Raw genomic sequence first — 21180 nt, forward strand, 5'->3', positions numbered from 1 at the left:
TCTACTGTTGTACCATTTGTATCAGCTGCTTGAACCTTAACTGGGACAACATCACCTGAATAAGATTTATCTGTTGGGGTGAAGGTCACAACACCTGTTTCTTTATCAACGGTGAAGGTACCGATTACATCACCTGCTGGTGATTTCGCTTCTACTGATGCTGCTGGCTGACCATTTTCATCAAGAAGGGTAATTGAATCCTTGTTAATTGGCGCTACTTCATCACCTTCTGTGAAGGTTACTGTTCCAGTTTGAACCAAACCTTGAGGTCCCGTAGATTCAGCTGGTGTTGCTGTTGGAGTTACTGGAGTCACAGTTGGTGTGTAAGTCGCAGAGGCTTTGGTTCCGTTCTTATCTTCACGAACAACCGTCACAGCTGGAGCTGTTCCAGTAAATGATTTCTCTGGAACAAAAGTTACAGTTCCGTCGGCTGCTACTGTGTAGGTGCCAACGCCATCAACTGTCTTGGTAGTTGAACCATCGTCGAAGGTTGCTGGAACGTCATCGTTCATTGGCACTCGGCTGTCACCTTCAGTAAATTCAGGCTTACCTGTTTGGGTTTGACCTTGTTTACCTGTTGTTTCAACTGGTGTCGCTGTTGGTGTAACTGGTGTTACTGTTGGGGTGTAAGTCGCAGAGGCTTTGGTCCCGTTCTTATCTTCACGAACAACCGTTACAGCCGGCGCAGTTCCGACAAATGATTTCTCAGGAACAAACGTCACCGTACCGTCAGCTGCTACTGTGTAAGTACCAACTCCGTCAACTGTCTTAGTCGTTGAACCATCGTCAAATGTCGCTGGAACATCTTCATTGATAGCTACTGTTTTCTCAACACCATCAACAGTTACTGTTCCACCCTTGAATTCAGGTTTACCAGTTTGAGTAGCACCTTGGATATCTTTTGTTTCAGCTGGAGTTGCTGTCGGTGTTACCGGTACGATTTCAGGCGTGTAAGTTGTGTCCACCTTGATACCGTTTGAGCTTTCAGCTTGAACCTTGGCCGGTGTTACTACACCTGTGTATGATTTATCAGTCGGTGTGAAAGTGACTTGACCAGTAGCTGAATCAATTGAGTAAGTACCGATTTCAGTTGTACCATCAGCAGCATAAGCTGGTGTACTTGTCACTTCATTGCCATCATTATCCAAAAGCGTGTAGCTATTATCTTTAATCGTAATAGCTTTATCTTCACCATTCACTTGAACAGTTGTTCCTGAGAAGGTTGGTGTGCCTGTTTGAGTGGCACCTTGGATATCTTTAGATGTAGCTGGTTGAGCTGTTGGAACAGCAGCTACAACTGTTGGTGTGTAGGTCGCATCTGAAGTAATGGTTGCAGTCTTACCATTAGCATTTGTAATAGTAGCAGTTGCCTGAACAGTTACTCCTTTTGCAGTACCAACAAAGTCTTTTTCTGGCGTAAATGTTACTGCTCCAGTCGTTGGGTCGATAGTATAGCTACCTTCTCCTGCTACTGTTACAGTTGTTTCATCAGTCGGTTGACCAGTTGCTGGATCCACCAATTTCTTGCTTGTGATTTCAGCAGTCTTATCATTACTCAAATCAAAGGTTGGTGTTTGAGTTTGAGGAACGTTTTGAATATCCGCAGAAACCTTGTCTGTAGGAGTCACTGTAATTGGTGTTACTGATGGTGTGTAAGTCGCTGAAGCTTTTGTTCCGTTCTTGTCTTCACGAACGACTGTAACCGCTGGTGCTGTTCCTGTAAAACTTGGTTCTGGAACAAATGTAACAGTACCGTCTGCTGCTACTGTGTAGGTACCAACACCGTCTACAGTCTTAGTCGTTGAGCCATCATCAAATGTTGCTGGAACATCATCGTTCATTGGCACACGGCTATCGCCTTCAGTAAATACAGGTTTACCAGTTTGTGTAGCACCTTGGATATCTGTTGTTTCAACTGGTGTTGCAGTTGGAGTTACTGGAGTCACAGTTGGTGTATAAGTTGCAGAGGCTTTGGTTCCGTTCTTGTCTTCACGAACAACCGTAACAGCCGGTGCAGTTCCGACAAATGATTTCTCAGGAACAAATGTCACCGTACCGTCGGCTGCTACTGTGTAAGTACCAACGCCGTCAACTGTCTTAGTCGTTGAACCATCGTCAAATGTCGCTGGAACATCTTCATTGATTTCAACAGTCTTCTCAACGCCATCAACCGTTACAGTTCCACCCTTGAATTCAGGTTTACCAGTTTGCGTTGCACCTTGGATATCTTCTGTTTCAGCTGGTGTTGCTGTCGGTGTTACTGGAACGATTTCAGGTGTGTATGTTGTATCCACCTTGATACCGTTTGAACTTTCCGCTTGAACCTTGGCTGGAGTTACCACACCAGTGTATGATTTGTCAGTCGGTGTGAAAGTTACTTGACCAGTGGCTGAATCAATTGAGTAAGTACCAATTTCAGTTGTACCATCAGCGGCATAAGCTGGTGTGCTTGAAACTTCGTTACCTTCTTTATCCAAGAGTGTGTAGCTACTATCTTTGATCGTAATAGCTTTATCTTCACCATTCACTTGAACAGTTGTTCCTGCAAAAGTTGGTGTCCCTGTTTGCGTTGCACCTTGAACATCTTTAGAAGTTGCAGGGTTTGCAGTTGGAACTGCTGGCACAACAGTTGGTGTGTAGGTCGCATCTGAAGTAATGGTTGCAGTCTTACCATTAGCATTTGTAATAGTAGCAGTTGCCTGAACAGTTACTCCTTTTGCAGTACCAACAAAGTCTTTTTCTGGCGTAAATGTTACTGCTCCAGTCGTTGGGTCGATAGTATAGCTACCTTCACCTGCTACTGTCACTGTTGTTTCATCAGTTGGTTGACCAGTTGCTGGATCTACCAATTTCTTGCTTGTGATTTCAGCAGTCTTATCATTACTCAAATCAAAGGTTGGTGTTTGGGTTTGAGGAACGTTTTGAACATCCGCAGAAACCTTGTCTGTAGGAGTCACTGTGATTGGTGTGACTGTTGGTGTGTACTTAGCTGTTGCAGTCTTGATGTAATCCTGTTGGATCTTACCATCTTTGTTTCTACCAACTGGCGCTGACAATGTAACATCCACACCTTTGGCTGTACCAGTAAAGCTTGGATCTGGAATGAAGGTTACTTCACCCGTTGAAGGATTAATGGTGTAAGTTCCTTCCCCTTCAACTGTTACAGATGGCGCATCAGTAGTGAGACCTGTGGCAGGATCCACCAACTTAGCAGGATATTCTGCACTTGGAGTGATTGCAATCTTGTCACCATTTGAGTTAGTCTCAGTTGTGTTAAAGGTCGGAGTTTCTTTTTGAGTCGCCCCTTGAACATCAGTCGAAGTTTTGTCAACTCCTTCGATTTCAATTGGAGTGACTGTTGGAACGTATTGACCATCCATGGTATTCAACTGACCATTAATGTTTGGTTCTTGATCTGGGAATTTTGTTGACCAACCAGTATCATAACCGTTGTTATCTGAACGACGGATAGAAATACCATCAGCTGTTCCAAGGAAGTTATCTTCAGGAATAAATTCAACGTCTACATCTTTACCGTTGGCAGTAATCTTATACTTACCTTGTCCTGGAACGACATAGTAACCGTCCGCATCAAGAGTTGCACGGTTGCCATCTTTATCAACGATGTATGGTTCTACCGTTTCGTCAATAACGGCACTAGAATTAAGCTCATACTTGTGTTCTCCACGTGCTGTAAAGGTTACAGTTGCAGTTTGCTTCGCCCCTTGAAGACCACTTGTTTCCTTGAATTCCCCTTTTGGTGGGTGCGTAATTTGAGTTCTGAAGTCTTCCACTTCCCCTGAGAAGGCCATACCAGTTGGGCTCTCAATCTCGGTAGCCTTCTTGGCAATACGAACACGAGCACCTAGTTCTTTAACGCTAGGGTCGATATAAGTCTTGCTATTTGCAAAGGTCAACTCAACGGTGCCGTCATTTGTGATTCTTGCAAGATTAGAGCGTTCATCTTCATCAAAGGTACCATTTTGGTTAAAGTCTATCCAACCGTAGATATAAGCTTCTGAAGCTCCATCTGTATGGGCTTCTATTGACAGCTTGTAGTTACCTGGGCGTGTACGATCCATCTTGATCATCTCATTGGTTGAACCTTTAAGCTCATCTGGAAGCAATTGGTCAATTCCTTCATCGGCCGTAGTTGCCTTATCATCACCGAACCAGTCAAGAACAGTATTCTCATCCATATCTGGGCTCACATTACCAATATATGGTTGATTTACTTTAGCACCAGTTATACCATCTACAGTTGCAATGGTATGCATAGCTTTTCCGTATGACTCAGGAGCGTCCCCTTCATCAATTGGGAAGAATCCTAGCATTGCTGACTGTTTACCACCTGAAGCGACATAAAGTCCAACTTCAGAGGCACCACGCGTCATAACGATTGGAACAGTATAATTACCTTCAGAAATGTTTGGTCCAAAGATACCGGTTCCTAGACCACCTGTAACTTGGTCAGGATTTCCAAAATACTTCCAAGCTACTGGTTTCTTTTCTGGTCCAACTTGAGTAGATCTACGAAGTTGGTTTAAGTTGGTATTATTAAATTTAGGATTAGGTCCAAAAAGATTTTCAGTATCTTGTGGTGAATATGTTACAGAAGTACTTGGTCTGGTAAACTTTTTCCATTCTCCAATATGCTGCCAACTTTCTCCATTGGTAGTAAACATAACTAATTCACCTGGGTTAGCAGACTCCCCATCAGCCATAACAATAGCTGGCTTAACTGTCTTACCACGGAAGGTTGCAGAGATTTCAAACTGAACTCCAATATTTCCACCATTCAAAGCTGAACTTATGGTAGTCTTCTTGGTTTTCGTATCAATATTCTCAAATCTGATTTCAGTCCAATTATTTTGGGCATCAGCGACGATTTTGGCCTCTTCACCATTGTTAAAAGCTTGCTTAGCAGCATTTGAAGTGACTCCACTTACATAACCATTTTTTGCATTTGGATCATAGGTTGCTTTTTCAGCTTCTGTAGCCCCTTGATTTTCCATCCGTTTCTTATAGATTTCAGTCGCTTGGAAAGGTTTCAAAGATTTGACTTTTACAGTAACTACATAACCAGGCATGATTTCCTTGGTATAGGTAGACCCAACTTGAAGAGCCAATTTTTCTTCTAAGTTCTCAGTTGGTTTAACTTCACTTTTAGGAACTAATACTGTAGTAGTTCCTGTCCAGTTAGCTACATCTCCAAAGTCCAACCATGAGATTTGGCTAGCCATTGATTTGGCATCAACATTTGTAGTAAAGCCTGGTTTTTCAACTTTTGGAGTTGAGGTTGCGTCTTCTACATCATCACCAATCAAGTTTGGATCATTGGCATCACCAAGGGCACGACGTGTACGACGGCGACCAGAAGTTTCTGCTGTTACAACAGGTTGCACTACAGCAGACGCTTCGGCACCACTTGAAAGAGCATTCGTTGTAGAAGCTTCTGCTTGAACGTCCACACCTTGTGCTTCAGATGCTGTTTCTGAAGCAGGTGTCTCAGATGATGCTGATGTAACAGAGGCTGTCGTTGAAACTCCCGTAGTATTGCCTACACTTGTAGAGCCAGCAACACTAGTGGTAGATGCTGCAGTAGTTGCTGACGTTGACGAAGCTGCTTGAGATGTTGTCTCACTAGAAGCTTGTGTTGTAGACGTTTCAGAAGTAGCTGCGCTAGCATTTGAAACGGTTTGAGACTGACTATTAGTCTCAGTACTAGATAAAATATTTGCGACTTCCGTCGAAGCTTGAGCAGCAACAGCATTCTGAGAAGATGTCTCATCACTCACTGTAGAAGTAGTGCTAGCTACATCTCCTGCTTGGACTTGGTTAGCTGTTTCATCGGCAGATACTTGACTAGCAGTACCAACCATAACCAGAGTTCCAAGAAGAACGGAGCAAACCCCTACATTCAGCTTACGAATCGAAAATCGACTTATACGATCATTAAATAAATCTTTACCCACTTTGGTAATCCTCCACACTTATACTATTAAGTATCTCACCCCTCAATGAGATTAAAAGTATTTAAAAATACTAATCGTTAAATATTTTAACAAAATTCCTAATATTTGTGAAAAGAAATGCTCTTATTTTCAAATTTTTTATAAGGTTCACTTAAAAATAATCATGTAAACAATAGAATGATTATAGATATCACTATTTTTATAAACGTTTCAATTAATATTTTATATTTATTTACTTTTAGAATTGTCAGTAAAAAGAAACTTATGATTTCATTTTTTTCAAAAATCGATTTTCAGAATTAATAATTCATTAGAACTTTTAAATTAGTAAGTCATTATTGAAATAAAAATGGTTGGTTATCAACTCAGTCCTTCTAAAAAATATAGCTTATAACCATCTTAACTATAGTTTAGAAGCCTATTTAACGACATTTTTTATCCTGTTGTTTTCAAGAAAAGCAAAATTTCTTTGAAAAGATAATTTCCCTCTTCGCTAAATACCTTCTAAGTCATATGACACTTAGAACTAAATCTGTTGAAAATACAAACCAAATCAGCCATCTTGCTTTAAACCATTCGGAATAAGTATGATATTCTTCACTTTTTCACTTGTTATTATTATCCAATTGATTTACCTACCTACGCAAAAAGCTCTATAATCTCTTCAATAGTTTAACCTACTAAATCGATTATAGAGCCAAAAAAAGAAGATCCTAAAGACCTTCTTTCAATTTAAGTTCTACTTAAATTATTTTACTGTGCGGATACGCATAGTGTTTGTACCACCTGTACCTACTGGAACACCAGCAACGATAACAATGTTATCACCAGATTCTACAAGACCTGATTCCAATGCAACTTTTTCAGCAACATCAAACATATCATCAGTTGAGCTTGGTTTTTCAGTAACTACTGGAATAACACCCCAGTTAAGCATCAATGATTTTTGAGTAATTTCATCGAATGTTACAGCCAAGATATCAGCTTCTGGACGGTATTTAGAAATCAAACGAGCAGTGTTACCTGATTCAGTAAGAGCAACAACAAGTTTGATATCCATTGAGTTAGTAGCATCTTTAACTGCAGACGCAACTACTTCAGTCTTAGTTGAACGGTCAAATGTTGATGAATCAAGACGACCATACTCTTTAAGAAGAGTTTGAGCGTTTTTATCAATTGTAGCCATTGTACGAACTGATTCAACTGGGTATTTACCATTTGCAGATTCACCAGAAAGCATTGTAGCATCTGTACCATCGATAACTGCGTTGAATACGTCAGATACTTCAGAACGAGTTGCACGTGGTTTTTCTGTCATTGTTTCAAGCATGTTAGTAGCTGTAACAACAACTTTACCAGCAGCGTTTACTTTTGTGATGATCATTTTTTGGTAAACTGGAACCATTTCGAATGGTACTTCGATACCCATGTCACCACGAGCAATCATAATACCGTCAGCAGCTTCGATGATTTCATCAATGTTATCGATACCTTGTTGGTTTTCGATTTTAGCCAACAATTGAACGTGACCATTACCAGTTTCTTCACAGATAGCACGAACTTCTTGTACATCTTTTGCAGTACGTACGAATGAGATAGCGATAAAGTTAAGACCTTGTTCAAGACCAAAACGGATATCAGCGTTATCACGTTCAGCAAGTGCTGGGAAAGGAATTTTAGTGTAAGGGATGTTTACACCTTTTTGTTTAGCGATGATACCATCATTTTCAACATCAACGATGAATTCACGTTTTTCAGCATCTTTGTCTACAACACGAAGACCAAGTTTACCATCATCGACAAGAACTTGTTTACCAACTTCTACATCGTCAAAAACGTCAAGTGCACCTGCAACGTTCAAAGCGATAACGTCGCGAGTTGATTTGATACCTTGTTTAGTAGCAACACGAATTTGTTCACCAGTTTTGTATGCATACTCTTTAGCATCACCTTCGAACAATTCAGTACGGATTTCAGGTCCTTTTGTATCAAGAAGGAAACCTACTTTTTGACCAGCAAGGTCTTCTGCCATACGAACGACATCCATACGTTCACCTTGTTCAGCGTGGTCACCATGTGAGAAGTTGAAACGGAAAACGTTGGCACCTTCCTTGATCAATTGAGCAATGTTTTTAGCAGATGCTTCACGGTCAAGTTTTTCACCCCAGTAACCATCTTCACCAAATTTTTTGCCGCCACGGATTTCAACCGCAGGACCAAGTGTTGCAACGATTTTTACACGTTTATTCATGATAAATAAAACTCCCTTATATTTTTTGTCGCATTAGCGACGGATTAACAATAATTTAAGTAACTGAGATTAGCTCAAGTTAGACAATGAACGGTTAAGGTCTGCAAAGTCAAGACGTGCTTTGTGAGGATTGTTGACGATAATTTTACCGTCTTCAGTAAGACTGAACAAAGCTCCTTCTTCTGCTGTACCAAGGATTGGGCTTTCAACAAGCTCTTCATTGTGGATACCAACAGCTACACCACCAATACCTTGTTTAAGGAGGTCAACCGCATGTGCCCCCATCCATGAAGCAAGAACACGGTCACGCGCAGTTGGTGAACCACCACGAACCACGTGTCCAATGTTTGTTGCACGAAGATCTGAAGTATCTCCAGCTTCTTTCATTTTAGCTGCAAATTCTTCAGCACCCATGACACCTTCAGCAACTACGATTACATGGTGAGTTTTAGCACCTGATTCGTAACCTTCTTTAACTTTACGTACAACTTCATTAATATCATACTCTTCTTCAGGTACGATAATTTGGTCTGCACCAGAAGCAATACCAGCCCAAAGAGCGATATCACCAGCGTTACGTCCCATAACTTCAACGACGAAAGTACGTCCGTGACTGAAAGCAGTGTCTTGAATCTTATCGATAGCTTCTGTTGCTGTTGCAACAGCAGTATCAAAACCAATTGTGTAGTCTGTACCAACGATATCGTTATCGATAGTTCCTGGAAGACCAACAGCTGGGAAACCATGTTCAGTCAAACGCATAGCACCATGGTAAGAACCATCTCCACCAATAACTACTACACCTTCGATTCCATGTTTTTTAAGTTGCTCAATACCTTTAAGTTGACCCTCAAGTTGGGCAAACTCAGGATAGCGAGCAGACTGAAGGAAAGTTCCACCACGGCTGAGGATGTTGTCTACGCCTTTTGCATCAAGTTGGAAGATATCTCCTTCAACCATACCAGCGTATCCACGGTTAATACCGAAGACTTCAATTCCTTCAGAAATTGCTTTGAGAACAACTGCACGAGCGGCAGCGTTCATACCAGGGGCATCTCCACCACTAGTCAAAACAGCAATACGTTTCATTATTCCTGATACTCCTTTTATATATTTAACATTTTCATTATAACACAAAGAATTCTAAATGGCTTTAAATTTGAAAAGATTTATTGTTTTTTTACCGTAAAACCGTTTTCAACACATAAGGTGCTAATTCCCGATTAAGTTCCTCGTTCTTAGTTACTCTGTATCTTTGACTAACGATAGTTTCCTTACTTCCTTGATAACGGATAATGACAGGAATGTGTCCAGGATGCTTAGCTAATATTTGAGAAACTTCTATGTCTTTATCATGATTCTCAAGTAAAATCCAAAAACGCTCCGTGCTAGCTTCCTCCATGTTTGACAAGATTAACTGAATGCGTCCATCACGCTCCTGGGTCCGTCCATCAAGATAAAAGAGACCACCTTCACTTAATTTATCCTTATGATAGAAATAAGTTTCTGGAAATAGGGTAACATCAAGTTTATTGATCCCATCAGTGACGTTCAGAAAGGCCATCTGATCACCTTTTTTAGTTCTGATAATTCGAACGGATTCTATCTGAACCAAAACCGTTGCCTTAGTATTAACAGCCAAATCAGAAATGGCTTGATAGGGACGAGAGGCCATTTTTTGAGCCAAGTGTAAAGGATGGGGGCTAAGCCCAACTCCTAGTAACTCCTGTTCTAAATTATAACGATCCTTCTGGCTATAGTCTTCATAATCAACCCAAGAGTAAGATGACTCTGCAAACAAACTTCCTAACTCATTGACAAAAGTAAAGAGGTTGCTTAAATTACCAATGATTTTCTGACGATTTGGTTCAAAAATATCAAACAAACCAATCTGGATAAGAGGTGTCAGACTATCGACTTTCTGATATTTGCTAGGAATACGTGTCAAAAAGTCTTCTATAGAAATGTATTTACCATTTTGTTTGCGATCCTCAATAATCCAAAGGGCAAAATCTCTTGGCAAGCCTTTGATAGTCTTAAGACCTAATATAATCTTTCCATCTGAAATCTTGTCCAGATAGGGAATTCTATTAATATCAAGTCTGGCTAGAGAAAAGCCATTTTCAATTGCATCCTTAATGTAATCACTAGACGAATAGTTTAACATGATGTCATAGAAAATCTGAGGGTAATGCGTTTTGAAATAGGCTAATTGAAAGGCTAGTGCTGAATAAGCATAGGCATGACTTCTATTAAAGCCATAACCTGCAAACTTAGCCATCATACTAAAGAGTCGTTCAGCAATCTGTGGGTTACGTCCCAACCGACGACTTCCCTTCATGAACTCTTCGGACATCTTGGACATTTCATTGGCATCTTTTTTCGACATTGCCCGACGAAGCAAATCGGCTTTTCCGAGTGTAAAGCCTGCAAATACTTGGGCAATCTGCATAACCTGCTCCTGATAAAGCATGATGCCATACGTAGGCTCAAGAATTGGTGCAACTACTGGATCAATCAAATCTACTTTTTCCTTACCATACTTACGAGCGATGAAATTATCTGTATAATCGCTAGCTCCAGGTCGGTTAAGAGAGGTTGTCGCTACCACTTCTTCGAACTTAGCGGGTTTAATCCGTTTAAGAAGGTTAATAGCACCCGCCTGCTCAAACTGAAATATTCCTTTAGTTTTCCCCTTGGCAAAAAGAGCTAGGGTCTGTGGATCTTCCAAATCAATTGATTTGATATCTATAGCGACTCCCTGCTCTTCTTCAAGTTTCTCCTTCATTTTTTGAACAAAGGTCAAATTACGGAGACCCAAGAAATCCATCTTAAGCAAGCCGTTGGCTTCGACTGCGGAGGCATCGTACTGAGTAACCATCATATCCTCACCAGCTTTTAGAGGAATATGGTTGGTTAGGTCATCGTCACTCATCACTATACCAGCAGCATGGATTGAGGTCTGTCTTGGCTGGCCTTCAATAGCCTTAGCAATCTCAAAAGCCCTCTGAAATTCTTGTCTTTGATTAATCAACTGTCTAAATGACATATTCTTCTCATAGACAGAGATCAAGGTGTCACGAAAAGAAATCTTTTTACTAAGTTGTGACAGTTCAAATTCCTTGGCTCCGAAACGTTTAAAAACATCTCGGATAGCCTGTTTGGCCCCAAAAGTTGAAAAAGTAACAATCTGAGCAGAGTGCTTACTACCATAACGGTCCCTAACATAATGAAGAAACTCGCTTCGATAGATATCAGGCAAGTCGATATCTATATCAGGCATGCTATAACGTTCTTCATTTAGAAAACGCTCAAAAAGCAAGTCATTTTTAACGGGATCAATTCCAGTAATATCAAGGACATAGGCCACCAAGCTTCCTGCAGCAGACCCACGTCCCATTCCCATATAATAACCACGGCTACGCCCAAAGCGTAATAAGTCCCAGACAATCAAGAAATAATCATCAAATCCCATCTGATGAATGATAGACAATTCTTTGTCTAAACGTTCCTGATAAACTGCTTCGCTTAACTTTTTTGTTTCTAATCCAGATTGGGCTAATTGACGTAATTGGTCAACTGCTGGCATATCACGATTAAAACGGGGAAGCTTCAAATCCGTATCAAATTGATAAGTAATGTCTGAAACAAGTTGCTCCAAATTGTTCAAAGCCTCTGGAATATCACTATATGCACTTTCCATTTCTTGAGGCGAGAAAAGAAGCTGATTCATAGGACAAATAGAGGCCTCTGACAAGGAAACGTTTTGTGAGATGGCGTGTAACATCTGAATCGTCGAGCGATCTACATTCTCAAAATAACGCACTGTATGTAAAGGAATTACAGGATAATCAAACTCTTTACCAGCATCTTCTGGCCTTACCCCAATAAAAACCTCTGAACCAAGAGTCATCCCTGGCTCCCAGTCTTCACTCGGAAGGATGAGGGCAATAGCATTCAGATAGTCCGAAAAAGCTGTAAACTCGCGTTGCCCTGAGGAGAGCTCTGTTGCCAACTTCATCAAATTTTTATAGCCCTGATTATTTTTTGCTAATAGACGAAAAGGAATTTTTCTTCCCTCGTAAAATAGATTAGCTTCCATACCAATCAAAGGACGTAAACCCTTGCTACTTGCAAACTGAGCAAAATGATAAGCAGCATAGAGATTGTCACGATCCATCAAACCAAGGGCTTGATAGCCAAGCTCTTTGGCACGCTTAATGTAGGTGGTCAAATCTACAACACTATCCATGAAACTATAGACAGATTTTGTATCCAATTGTGCAAACATGAAGGCCTCCTTTCTATCCTTCTATTATAGCATACGCTCCTTGTAAAAACGCCTCTACCATGTTAACTGTTTCAAACAAAAAGAATGAGATAGAACAACACCTTAAACATTGTCCTTATCCCATTCTTTTAAGTCCTCATTATTATTTTACAAACACATCATTGTTTCTTATTGCCAATATGATGGGCGTTGTTTTTCATAGGCAGCAATCAAATCTTCATATTGAAGAGTGATTCCAATATCGTCAAGCCCTTCAACCAATTTACGTTTCCACTCATGATCAATATCAAATGGAAACTCTCCTGCTGAAGATTTAATCACTTGATTTGGAAGGTCAATCGTAATTTCCTCACCTGCAGGAAGAGCAGCCAATTTTTGACGGACTTCCAAGGGTTGAACGATTGGCAACATACCATTCTTCAATTCATTGTTATAGTGAATATCTGAAAATGATCCAGCAATAACACAACGGAAACCGTAGTCTTCCAATGCCCATGCAGCGTGTTCACGAGATGACCCCGAACCAAAGTTATCACCAGTAACCAAAATGGTCGCATCGCGATACTCAGGTTTATTGAAGACGAAATCAGGATTTTCATCGTAATCATCATTAAGGTAACGCCATTCAAACATCAAATTCTTACCGAAACCTTTTTTATCAACAGCTTTCAAGAATTGTTTGGGAATGAGTTGGTCCGTATCGATATTATCATTCATCAAAGGTACTGATTTCCCTGTATAGACAGTAAATTTTTCCATTATCTTCTCCCTTATGCTTGAACTTCTGGCATATCGCGGACATCTACAAATTTACCAGCGATTGCTGCAGCTGCTGCCATTGCTGGACTACAAAGGTGAGTACGAGCACCATATCCTTGACGTCCCTCGAAGTTACGGTTACTTGTAGATGCACAGTGCACACCTTCTGGAACATGGTCTGGGTTCATACCAAGACACATTGAACAACCTGGATCACGCCATTCAAATCCTGCATCCATGAAAATTTTATCCAAACCAAGACGTTCAGCTTCTTTCTTAACTGGACGCGAACCTGGAACAACAATAGCTGTCAATGTCGATGAGATATGTTTTCCTTTAACGAATTTAGCGGCTAACTCAAGGTCGCTAAGACGTGCGTTAGTACAAGAACCAATGAAGACATAGCCAAGATCAATATCTTTAGCATATTCACCAGGCTTAACGTCCATATACTCGTAGGCACGTTCATCATTAAAGTCCTTGATTTCTGGGAATGGTTGATCAAACTCAACACCCATTTCAGGGTTAGTTCCCCATGTAACCATAGGTGCCAATTCTGAAACATCAATAGTAATCACTTTATCATATTCAGCATCTGGATCTGAAACCAAAGTTTTCCAGTCGGCTACTGCTTCTTCGAATTTCTCACCCTTAGGTGCGCATGGACGCCCCTCAACATAATCATAAGTTTTTTGGTCTGGATTCATAAGACCCATCTTAGCACCAAATTCAATAGACATGTTACAGATGGTCATGCGTTCATCCATTGAAAGAGCATCGATAGCTTCACCACAATATTCAACTGCGTATCCTACACCAGCATCAACGCCATAGCGTGCAATGAGTGCAAGAATAAAGTCTTTTGAATAAACACCTGGCTGTGGTTTACCAACAAATTCAACCTTCATTTTCTTCGGTTTCACTTGCCACAAACATTGTGTCGCAAAGACATGTTCTACCTCAGATGTACCAATACCAAAGGCAATAGCACCAAAGGCACCATGAGTAGCCGTATGACTATCTCCACAAACGACAAATTTTCCTGGTTGACTACGACCTGTTTCAGGACCAACCATGTGGACAATCCCCTGACGAGCAGTACCGTGGGTAGCCGCATCAATACCAAATTCCTCAACGTTTTTCGCCAAAGTATCAATTTGGTTTTTAGAAATAAGGTCACGAATGTTAAAAATATCAACCGTAGGGACGTTGTGGTCTGTCGTACCAAAAGTTAAATCTGGGCGACGAACTTTACGTCCAGCATCACGAAGTCCTTGAAAGGCCTGTGGACTTGTAACCTCGTGAATATAATGCTGATCCACATACATTAATTGTGGTTCGCCCTCGTTTCCAGTAACGACGTGGCGTTCCCAAAGTTTATCAAAAATTGATTTTCCGCTCATAAAATACTCCAATTATAATCTAAGGATTAGCTAATCCGAAAGTCTTGTTAGAATAAGGTATAAAAGAAAGACATCTATAACAATTCCTATAAGCCAGCAAAGCTTAAAGTACCATTTGTTAATTTTATGTCTAAAAAGTCTCCCACCTAGAAAGGCACCAATACCACCAAAGATCAGTGTCTGTAATAATAATGCCTTCTCAGAAATCCGTCTCTTATGTCGGATAGCCTTATGTTTATCAAGGCCATAAACGGATAAGACGACTAGATTCCACACCAACAAAACACTTAGTAACACTAATTTCAGTGTCATGAGTTTAGAGATTGCCAATAATAGCTGCTGTCATTTCAGCAGTCGAAGCCTGACCACCCAAATCACGTGTCAAGATGCCTTGATTCAAGGTCTTATCAACAGCATTTTCAATCAATTCTGCCCCTTCAGTTTCATTGAAACTTTCACGTAACATCATAGCTACTGACAAAATCATTGAAATTGGATTGGCAATACCTTGACCAGCGATATCTGGTGCTGAACCATGGATTGGTTCATAAAGACTTGGACCATTTTCAGAGTGACTGGCAGATGGCATAACACCTAAAGTTCCTGGAAGGACACTTGATTCATCAGACAAGATATCACCAAAAAGGTTTTCTGTCACAACCACATCAAAACGAGCTGGGTTGGTAATCATAATCATTGCGGCACTATCAACGAGCTGATGTTCAAGGGTGACATCTGGAAACTCCAAAGAAACTTCATCAGCAACCTTACGCCACAATTTAGAAGTTGCCAAAACATTTTGTTTATCAATGCTAGTGACCTTTTTGCCACGACCTTGAGCAATCTTGAAGGCACGACGCATGATACGACGAATCTCATCTGCTGAATAATCATTGATATCGCGAGCCTTATCTTCTTCCAAAATGTGCTCACCAAAATAAATACCACCTGTGAGCTCACGAACAACGACGAAGTCTACGCCCTCAATACGCTCAGGTTTAAGAGGTGACAAGTGTTTCAAAGCATCAAAGATGCGGACAGGACGGATATTAGCAAAGAGATTCAACTCCTTACGAATGGCCAAAAGTCCTTGTTCAGGACGAACTGGCGCATTGTCATATTTAGGTCCACCAATTGCAGCCAAGAGGATAGCATCTGCTGATTTAGCAGCATCCAAAGTTGACTTAGGAAGTGGATGACCCTCGGCATCAATGCCAGCACCACCAAATGGTTTAGCATCGATGTCGTAATCAAATCCAATTTTTGAAGCTACTTTTTCAAGAACTTCAAGACCTGCTGCCATAATCTCAGGTCCAATTCCATCACCTGAAAGTGTTACAATTTTCTTTGTCATGTTTAACTCCTCTTCGGCTTATGGAAGGTCACGATAAGAAACCTTACGTGCCATCTCACCAGCATTTTCTTTTTGAACCAATGTATTAGCATTGATATAGGCAATTGCTGATGCTTTCAAGACATCAAAGTCCAAACCAGATGCATTGAAAATAGTATCTGTATCTACATTTTCTACAGTTACAAGTACACGCGCTTGCGCATCAATACCATCAGTTACTGCGTCAATATTATAAGAAGTCAAGCGAACTGTTTGGTTGAAGAATTTGTCAATAGCATTGAAGATAGCTTCAACTGACCCTTGGCCATTTGCCAAAAATTCAACAGATTCACCATCTTCATTAGCCAAGCTTACTGTAGCAGTGATTGTTTCATCAACATTAGTAGTCAAACGAAGATCTTCGAAGTGGAAACCTTCTGGATTATCTACACTTGTACCAGCAACAAGTGCACGAATATCTGCATCAGTAATATCATGTTTTTTCCCAGCCAAGACTTTAAATTTGGCAAAGAGTGGTTTGATATCTTCTTCCACAAAGTCAAGCTCAAGTTCTTTCAATTTTTCAACAAAGGCATGACGTCCTGACAATTTACCAAGAGGAAGACTGTTACTCTTCACACCTACCAATTCTGGTGTGAAAATTTCATAAGTTTGTGGGTTCTTAAGAACACCATCTTGGTGGATACCTGATTCATGAGAGAAGGCATTTCCACCAACAACAGCTTTATTTTTAGGAACAGGAATTCCAGAGAAGCGAGAAACAAGCTCTGAAGTATTCATTGTTTCATTAAGAACAATATCACTTGTTGCTTGGAAAAAGTCTTCACGAATTTTCAAGGCAACAGCTACTTCTTCAAGAGCAACATTACCCGCACGTTCACCGATACCATTAACAGTTCCCTGTACACGTCCAGCACCGTGTTTAATTGCTGTCAAAGTATTTGCAGTTGCCATACCGAGGTCATCGTGACAGTGAACACCAAAAACAACTTTATGGTCTGATTTAATATTTTCAGTCAAATGATCAAAAATACGTGCAAACTCTTCTGGAGTCGTAAATCCTACTGTATCTGGAATATTAATATATGATGCACCAGCATCAACCGCTGTTTGAACAACTTCAGTCAAGAAATCAAGCTCAGTACGAGTAGCATCCTCTGGTGAAAACTCAACAACATCGAAACGTTCACGCGCATAAGTCACATGCTCTTTTACAGCTTCAAGAATTTCTTCTTTTGATTTCTTCAATTTAAACTCACGGTGAATCGGACTTGTTGCGATAAAGACATGAATTTGTGGATACTTGGCATCTTTCAAAGCCTCATAACAAGCATCAATATCAGATTTTACTGAGCGAGCCAAGCCGGTAACAGAAGTTGTTGTCATAGCTTCTGCAATTTGTTTTACTGCCTCAAATGAATCTGGGCTAGCTGCAGGAAAACCTGCTTCAATTACAGAAATTCCCCATTTTTCAAGTTGCTTAGCAATAGCAACTTTTTCTTTGATTGAGAAGTTAACTCCAGGTGTTTGTTCCCCATCACGAAGACTTGTATCAAAAAATTCAACTTTACGCATAGACAATCCTCTTTCTAAAAGTAAAAACGATAGTAGTAAAAAAACATCTCACTCGGAAACCCAAGCGAGATGTTTTTCCCTCCCGCTTGGTAAGCCAAACAGGACTAATGCTTTTGCACTAGCCCTCATTACGCAATAGCAAAACAGTTGTAGTTGCGAATGTCATTTGACTCATTTCCTTTCGATGTATCTTGGTTAATATGATACATCTTTCCAAGTTGAAAGTCAAGGAAAAATTACTGAATTGACTGACTTTTCTGACCACTATTTACATTTATTTTCAAGAAAACAAAAAAGCTGACCAAAGTCAACTTTTTATTTGTTAATGATAACTACCTATCTCAGCTTATTTTCCAAGGTAGTATTCAGAAACAACGTTCAATTTTTCGTCAAATTCGAATACCAATGGTGGGAAGTTTGGAATTTCAACATCCATGATTTCGTCATCTGACAATTGTTTGATGTGTTTTACAAGGGCACGGATTGAGTTACCGTGTGCACCTACGAATACGTTTTTACCATCTTTAAGAGCTGGAGCGATTTTATCTTCCCAGAATGGAAGGGCACGTTCCAAAGTAACTTTCAAGTTTTCAGCATCTGGAATTACTGAGTCATCAAGTGAAGCGTAACGACAATCAGTGTGTGCTGAGTGCTCATCATCACGATCCATAAATCAAATTTCATTTCAGATTATAGATTAATTTACTGTCTAACCCCAGAAAGCATCTTCTACTGCTTGATCTGATGAAAAGAGCCAAACTTCCTTGATCTTTCCTTCATCCATGCGAAAAAGATCAATACCATTCATGTTGAGTTCCTCGCCGTCTGGGCGAGTTCCGACAAAGGTCACATTAGCTGCTACAAGGTCAATATTTTCAGACACCCAGTTAGTCAATACTTTGAAGGTACCGTTTGTTTTTTCTGAAAATTGAGCCAAGTGTGCTCCAAGTGCTTCTTTTCCAACAACAGTACCGGAATTACTATGCTGACCTGGCTGGTGCCAGATGATATCATCTGCCATAGTCTCAAAAACAGCTGGAAAATCACCTGTTATAAGACCATTGTTATATGCATTGAAAATTTCTAAATTTACTGACATGAGTTACTCCTCGTTTCTTTTATTTATGATATAATATTATCACTTACTAACAAAAAGACAAGTAGGCACTTTATTGTTATCTAGTATCAAATACGATACTATTATTGTCAAATAAGAGAATAATTTTAAAAAATTTGGAGGAATTATGGTAACCGAAGTCAGTGAATACGGAATTTGTCCTTTTGCCACGACGCAGCGTGTACTAACAGGCAAATGGGCTCTAGTCATCATCTATCAACTCAGTACGGGGACTAAGCGTTTTAACGAACTACAACGTCTAATTCCTGGCATTACCCAAACCATTCTAACACGACACCTCAGACAGCTCGAGAAGGATAAAATCGTGGAGCGTAAAGTCTATGCTGAAGTTCCCCCACGGGTCGAATACAGTCTAACTGAAATGGGTAGAAAATTTCAAGGTGTCCTAGATGCCATTGAAAGTTGGGGACTGGAGTATATCGAAACTCTAGACTAATTATCTCCTTGGTTCATCTCACCTTACAAAGTGAGACGAACCGAGAGTCACTTCTCAAAAAAAGGCGGAATAAATCCCGCCTTTTATCTTTTATAATTATTTTCCGAGGTAGTATTCAGAAACAACGTTCAATTTTTCGTCAAATTCGAATACCAATGGTGGGAAGTTTGGAATTTCAACATCCATGATTTCGTCATCTGACAATTGTTTGATGTGTTTTACAAGGGCACGGATTGAGTTACCGTGTGCACCTACGAATACGTTTTTACCATCTTTAAGAGCTGGAGCGATTTTATCTTCCCAGAATGGAAGGGCACGTTCCAAAGTCACTTTCAAGTTTTCAGCATCTGGAATTACTGAGTCATCAAGTGAAGCGTAACGACGGTCAGTGTGTGCTGAGTGCTCATCATCACGATCCATTGCTGGAGGCAATACATCGTATGAACGACGCCAGATGTGAACTTGCTCATCACCAAATTGCTCAGCAGCTTCTGCTTTGTTTTTACCAGTCAAACCACCGTAGTGACGTTCGTTCAAGCGCCATGATTTTTCAACTGGAACCCAAAGTTGGTCAGATGCTTCAAGAGCCAAGTTAGTTGTTTTGATCGCACGTTTCAATACTGAAGTGTATGCTTGGTCAAATTCGATACCAGCTTCTTTAATCAATTTACCAGCGTCGATAGCTTGTTGAGTACCTTTTTCAGAAAGATCTACGTCAGCCCAACCTGTGAAAAGGTTAGCTTTGTTCCATTCAGACTCACCGTGGCGAGCGAAAACCAATTTTACCATTAGTTATGTCTCCTTTTTATTTTGGGTTAAACCCATTTACTGTATCTATTCTACCCAAAAAACCTTGAAAAAGCTAGCAAAATCCAAAAAATTCTGTAAAATTCTATTGCTTCTTGTCTTGGCAAAAAGAGACGATATCAGAATTTCGTTTTAGAGGCTCTAGCCCGTCCAATATTTCCTTGTTTTAGGCCCCTTTTCATGCTAAAATGAGATGAAATAGTAACATTTTACTTTGTGATCTTTAAGGAGGATCTTATGGTTTCTACTGCTACAAAAGTTGGTCAGTTTACGTTTGATAACTGTCTTATGAATGCCGCTGGTGTTCATTGCATGACTAAGGAAGAATTGGCAGAGGTTGATGCTTCAGCTGCAGGTTCATTTGTCACAAAAACAGGAACACTTGAAGCCCGTCCCGGTAATCCTGAACCACGTTATGTGAATGTACCTCTTGGGTCAATCAACTCAATGGGATTGCCAAATAACGGTTTCGAATACTACCTTGACTATGTCATTGAATTACAAAAGCAACCCAATACAAAAAATCATTTTCTTTCTCTCGTTGGTCTTTCACCTGAGGAAACACACACCATTCTTAAAAAAGTTCAAGAAAGTGACTATGAAGGGCTGGTTGAACTCAACCTTTCATGTCCTAACGTTCCGGGTAAACCTCAAATCGCTTACGATTTTGAAACAACAACCGAGATCCTAACTGAAGTCTTTTCTTACTTTACGAAACCTCTTGGTGTGAAATTACCACCATACTTTGATATTGTCCACTTTGACCAAGCTGCTGCCGTTTTCAACCAATTCCCACTTGTCTTTGTTAACTGTGTGAACTCAATTGGTAATGGCCTTTACATTGAAGATGAGTCTGTTGTCATCAAACCTAAGAATGGTTTTGGTGGTATAGGTGGTGACTACATCAAACCTACTGCCTTGGCAAACGTTCATGCTTTCTACCAACGTTTGAAACCTGAAATCCAAATTATTGGTACTGGTGGTGTAAAATCTGGTCGTGATGCTTTTGAACACATCCTTTGTGGCGCAAGTATGGTACAAGTTGGTACTGCCCTTCAAAAAGAAGGTGTCGCTATTTTTGACCGTATTACTAAAGAACTTAAAGAAATCATGGAAGAAAAAGGTTACGAAACTCTTGAAGACTTCCGAGGAAAACTTCACTACATCGACTAGTCTATAAAAAAAGTTTGG

13 protein-coding genes and 1 pseudogene are annotated in these 21180 nt (G+C 40.2%); 2 read left to right on the forward strand and 12 right to left on the reverse strand.

The features are described 5' to 3' along the window. The 11 genes and pseudogenes from H7U02_RS08880 to H7U02_RS08930 form a co-directional block, all read right to left on the reverse strand. Positions 1-5975, reverse strand: a 5975-nt coding sequence (locus H7U02_RS08880; RefSeq protein ID WP_201043211.1) for a CshA/CshB family fibrillar adhesin-related protein, incomplete at its 3' end; no start/stop codon positions are given. Between the two features lie 748 nt (positions 5976-6723). After that, positions 6724-8226, reverse strand: coding sequence for a pyruvate kinase (gene pyk / locus H7U02_RS08885; RefSeq protein WP_002890793.1), 1503 nt, complete (start codon positions 8224-8226; stop codon positions 6724-6726). A gap of 69 nt (positions 8227-8295) precedes the next feature. Beyond that, entirely contained in the window at positions 8296-9315 is a 1020-nt protein-coding gene (gene pfkA / locus H7U02_RS08890; RefSeq protein ID WP_013990713.1) for a 6-phosphofructokinase, read from the reverse strand. 91 nt (positions 9316-9406) lie between these two features. After that, the gene (locus tag H7U02_RS08895; RefSeq protein WP_110980930.1) at positions 9407-12517 is read right to left on the reverse strand and encodes a DNA polymerase III subunit alpha; all 3111 of its coding nucleotides are present in this window, start codon (positions 12515-12517) and stop codon (positions 9407-9409) included. 168 nt (positions 12518-12685) lie between these two features. Next, positions 12686-13276, reverse strand: a complete 591-nt coding sequence (leuD, locus tag H7U02_RS08900; protein ID WP_002890790.1) for a 3-isopropylmalate dehydratase small subunit — start codon at positions 13274-13276, stop codon at positions 12686-12688. An 11-nt stretch (positions 13277-13287) separates the two neighbouring features. Next, the gene (leuC, locus tag H7U02_RS08905; RefSeq protein ID WP_110980931.1) at positions 13288-14679 is read right to left on the reverse strand and encodes a 3-isopropylmalate dehydratase large subunit; all 1392 of its coding nucleotides are present in this window, start codon (positions 14677-14679) and stop codon (positions 13288-13290) included. Between the two features lie 30 nt (positions 14680-14709). Continuing rightward, positions 14710-14991 (reverse strand): DUF1294 domain-containing protein, encoded by a 282-nt coding sequence (locus tag H7U02_RS08910; RefSeq protein WP_125411889.1) that lies wholly within the window; start codon positions 14989-14991, stop codon positions 14710-14712. Positions 14992-14995: 4 nt separating this feature from the next. After that, a complete protein-coding gene (gene leuB, locus H7U02_RS08915) occupies positions 14996-16033 on the reverse strand; it encodes a 3-isopropylmalate dehydrogenase (protein WP_002890787.1) in 1038 nt (345 codons plus the stop codon). Positions 16034-16051: 18 nt separating this feature from the next. After that, complete coding sequence (locus H7U02_RS08920) at positions 16052-17608, reverse strand: 2-isopropylmalate synthase (protein ID WP_110980933.1); 1557 nt, start codon at positions 17606-17608, stop codon at positions 16052-16054. 346 nt (positions 17609-17954) lie between these two features. Further along, positions 17955-18278: pseudogene (locus H7U02_RS08925) on the reverse strand (2,3-bisphosphoglycerate-dependent phosphoglycerate mutase); the annotation flags it as partial. Positions 18279-18317: 39 nt separating this feature from the next. Beyond that, positions 18318-18707, reverse strand: coding sequence for a nuclear transport factor 2 family protein (locus H7U02_RS08930; protein ID WP_201043212.1), 390 nt, complete (start codon positions 18705-18707; stop codon positions 18318-18320). Positions 18708-18852: 145 nt separating this feature from the next. Between H7U02_RS08930 and H7U02_RS08935 the strand changes: the two genes are divergently transcribed. Further along, positions 18853-19182, forward strand: coding sequence for a winged helix-turn-helix transcriptional regulator (locus H7U02_RS08935; RefSeq protein WP_201043213.1), 330 nt, complete (start codon positions 18853-18855; stop codon positions 19180-19182). 96 nt (positions 19183-19278) lie between these two features. On the opposite strand, the gene H7U02_RS08940 is transcribed toward H7U02_RS08935, so the two are convergent. Next, complete coding sequence (locus H7U02_RS08940) at positions 19279-19971, reverse strand: phosphoglycerate mutase (RefSeq protein WP_000240128.1); 693 nt, start codon at positions 19969-19971, stop codon at positions 19279-19281. 255 nt (positions 19972-20226) lie between these two features. Here H7U02_RS08940 and H7U02_RS08945 point away from each other — a divergent pair, with 255 nt between their 5' ends. After that, entirely contained in the window at positions 20227-21162 is a 936-nt protein-coding gene (locus H7U02_RS08945; RefSeq protein WP_037597706.1) for a dihydroorotate oxidase, read from the forward strand. The last annotated feature ends 18 nt before the right edge of the window (positions 21163-21180 follow it).

It is taken from the genome of Streptococcus sp. 3.1, assembly GCF_016648915.1.
In the GTDB taxonomy this organism is placed as follows: domain Bacteria; phylum Bacillota; class Bacilli; order Lactobacillales; family Streptococcaceae; genus Streptococcus; species Streptococcus salivarius_E.

Bases quoted from the DNA above. Each gene is read 5' to 3' on its own strand.
- pyk (WP_002890793.1), bottom strand. From the start codon at position 8,226: ATGAATAAACGTGTAAAAATCGTTGCAACACTTGGTCCTGCGGTTGAA.
- pfkA (WP_013990713.1), bottom strand. From the start codon at position 9,315: ATGAAACGTATTGCTGTTTTGACTAGTGGTGGAGATGCCCCTGGTATG.
- H7U02_RS08895 (WP_110980930.1), bottom strand. From the start codon at position 12,517: ATGTTTGCACAATTGGATACAAAATCTGTCTATAGTTTCATGGATAGT.
- leuD (WP_002890790.1), bottom strand. From the start codon at position 13,276: ATGGAAAAATTTACTGTCTATACAGGGAAATCAGTACCTTTGATGAAT.
- leuC (WP_110980931.1), bottom strand. From the start codon at position 14,679: ATGAGCGGAAAATCAATTTTTGATAAACTTTGGGAACGCCACGTCGTT.
- H7U02_RS08910 (WP_125411889.1), bottom strand. From the start codon at position 14,991: ATGACACTGAAATTAGTGTTACTAAGTGTTTTGTTGGTGTGGAATCTA.
- leuB (WP_002890787.1), bottom strand. From the start codon at position 16,033: ATGACAAAGAAAATTGTAACACTTTCAGGTGATGGAATTGGACCTGAG.
- H7U02_RS08920 (WP_110980933.1), bottom strand. From the start codon at position 17,608: ATGCGTAAAGTTGAATTTTTTGATACAAGTCTTCGTGATGGGGAACAA.
- H7U02_RS08930 (WP_201043212.1), bottom strand. From the start codon at position 18,707: ATGTCAGTAAATTTAGAAATTTTCAATGCATATAACAATGGTCTTATA.
- H7U02_RS08935 (WP_201043213.1), top strand. From the start codon at position 18,853: ATGGTAACCGAAGTCAGTGAATACGGAATTTGTCCTTTTGCCACGACG.
- H7U02_RS08940 (WP_000240128.1), bottom strand. From the start codon at position 19,971: ATGGTAAAATTGGTTTTCGCTCGCCACGGTGAGTCTGAATGGAACAAA.
- H7U02_RS08945 (WP_037597706.1), top strand. From the start codon at position 20,227: ATGGTTTCTACTGCTACAAAAGTTGGTCAGTTTACGTTTGATAACTGT.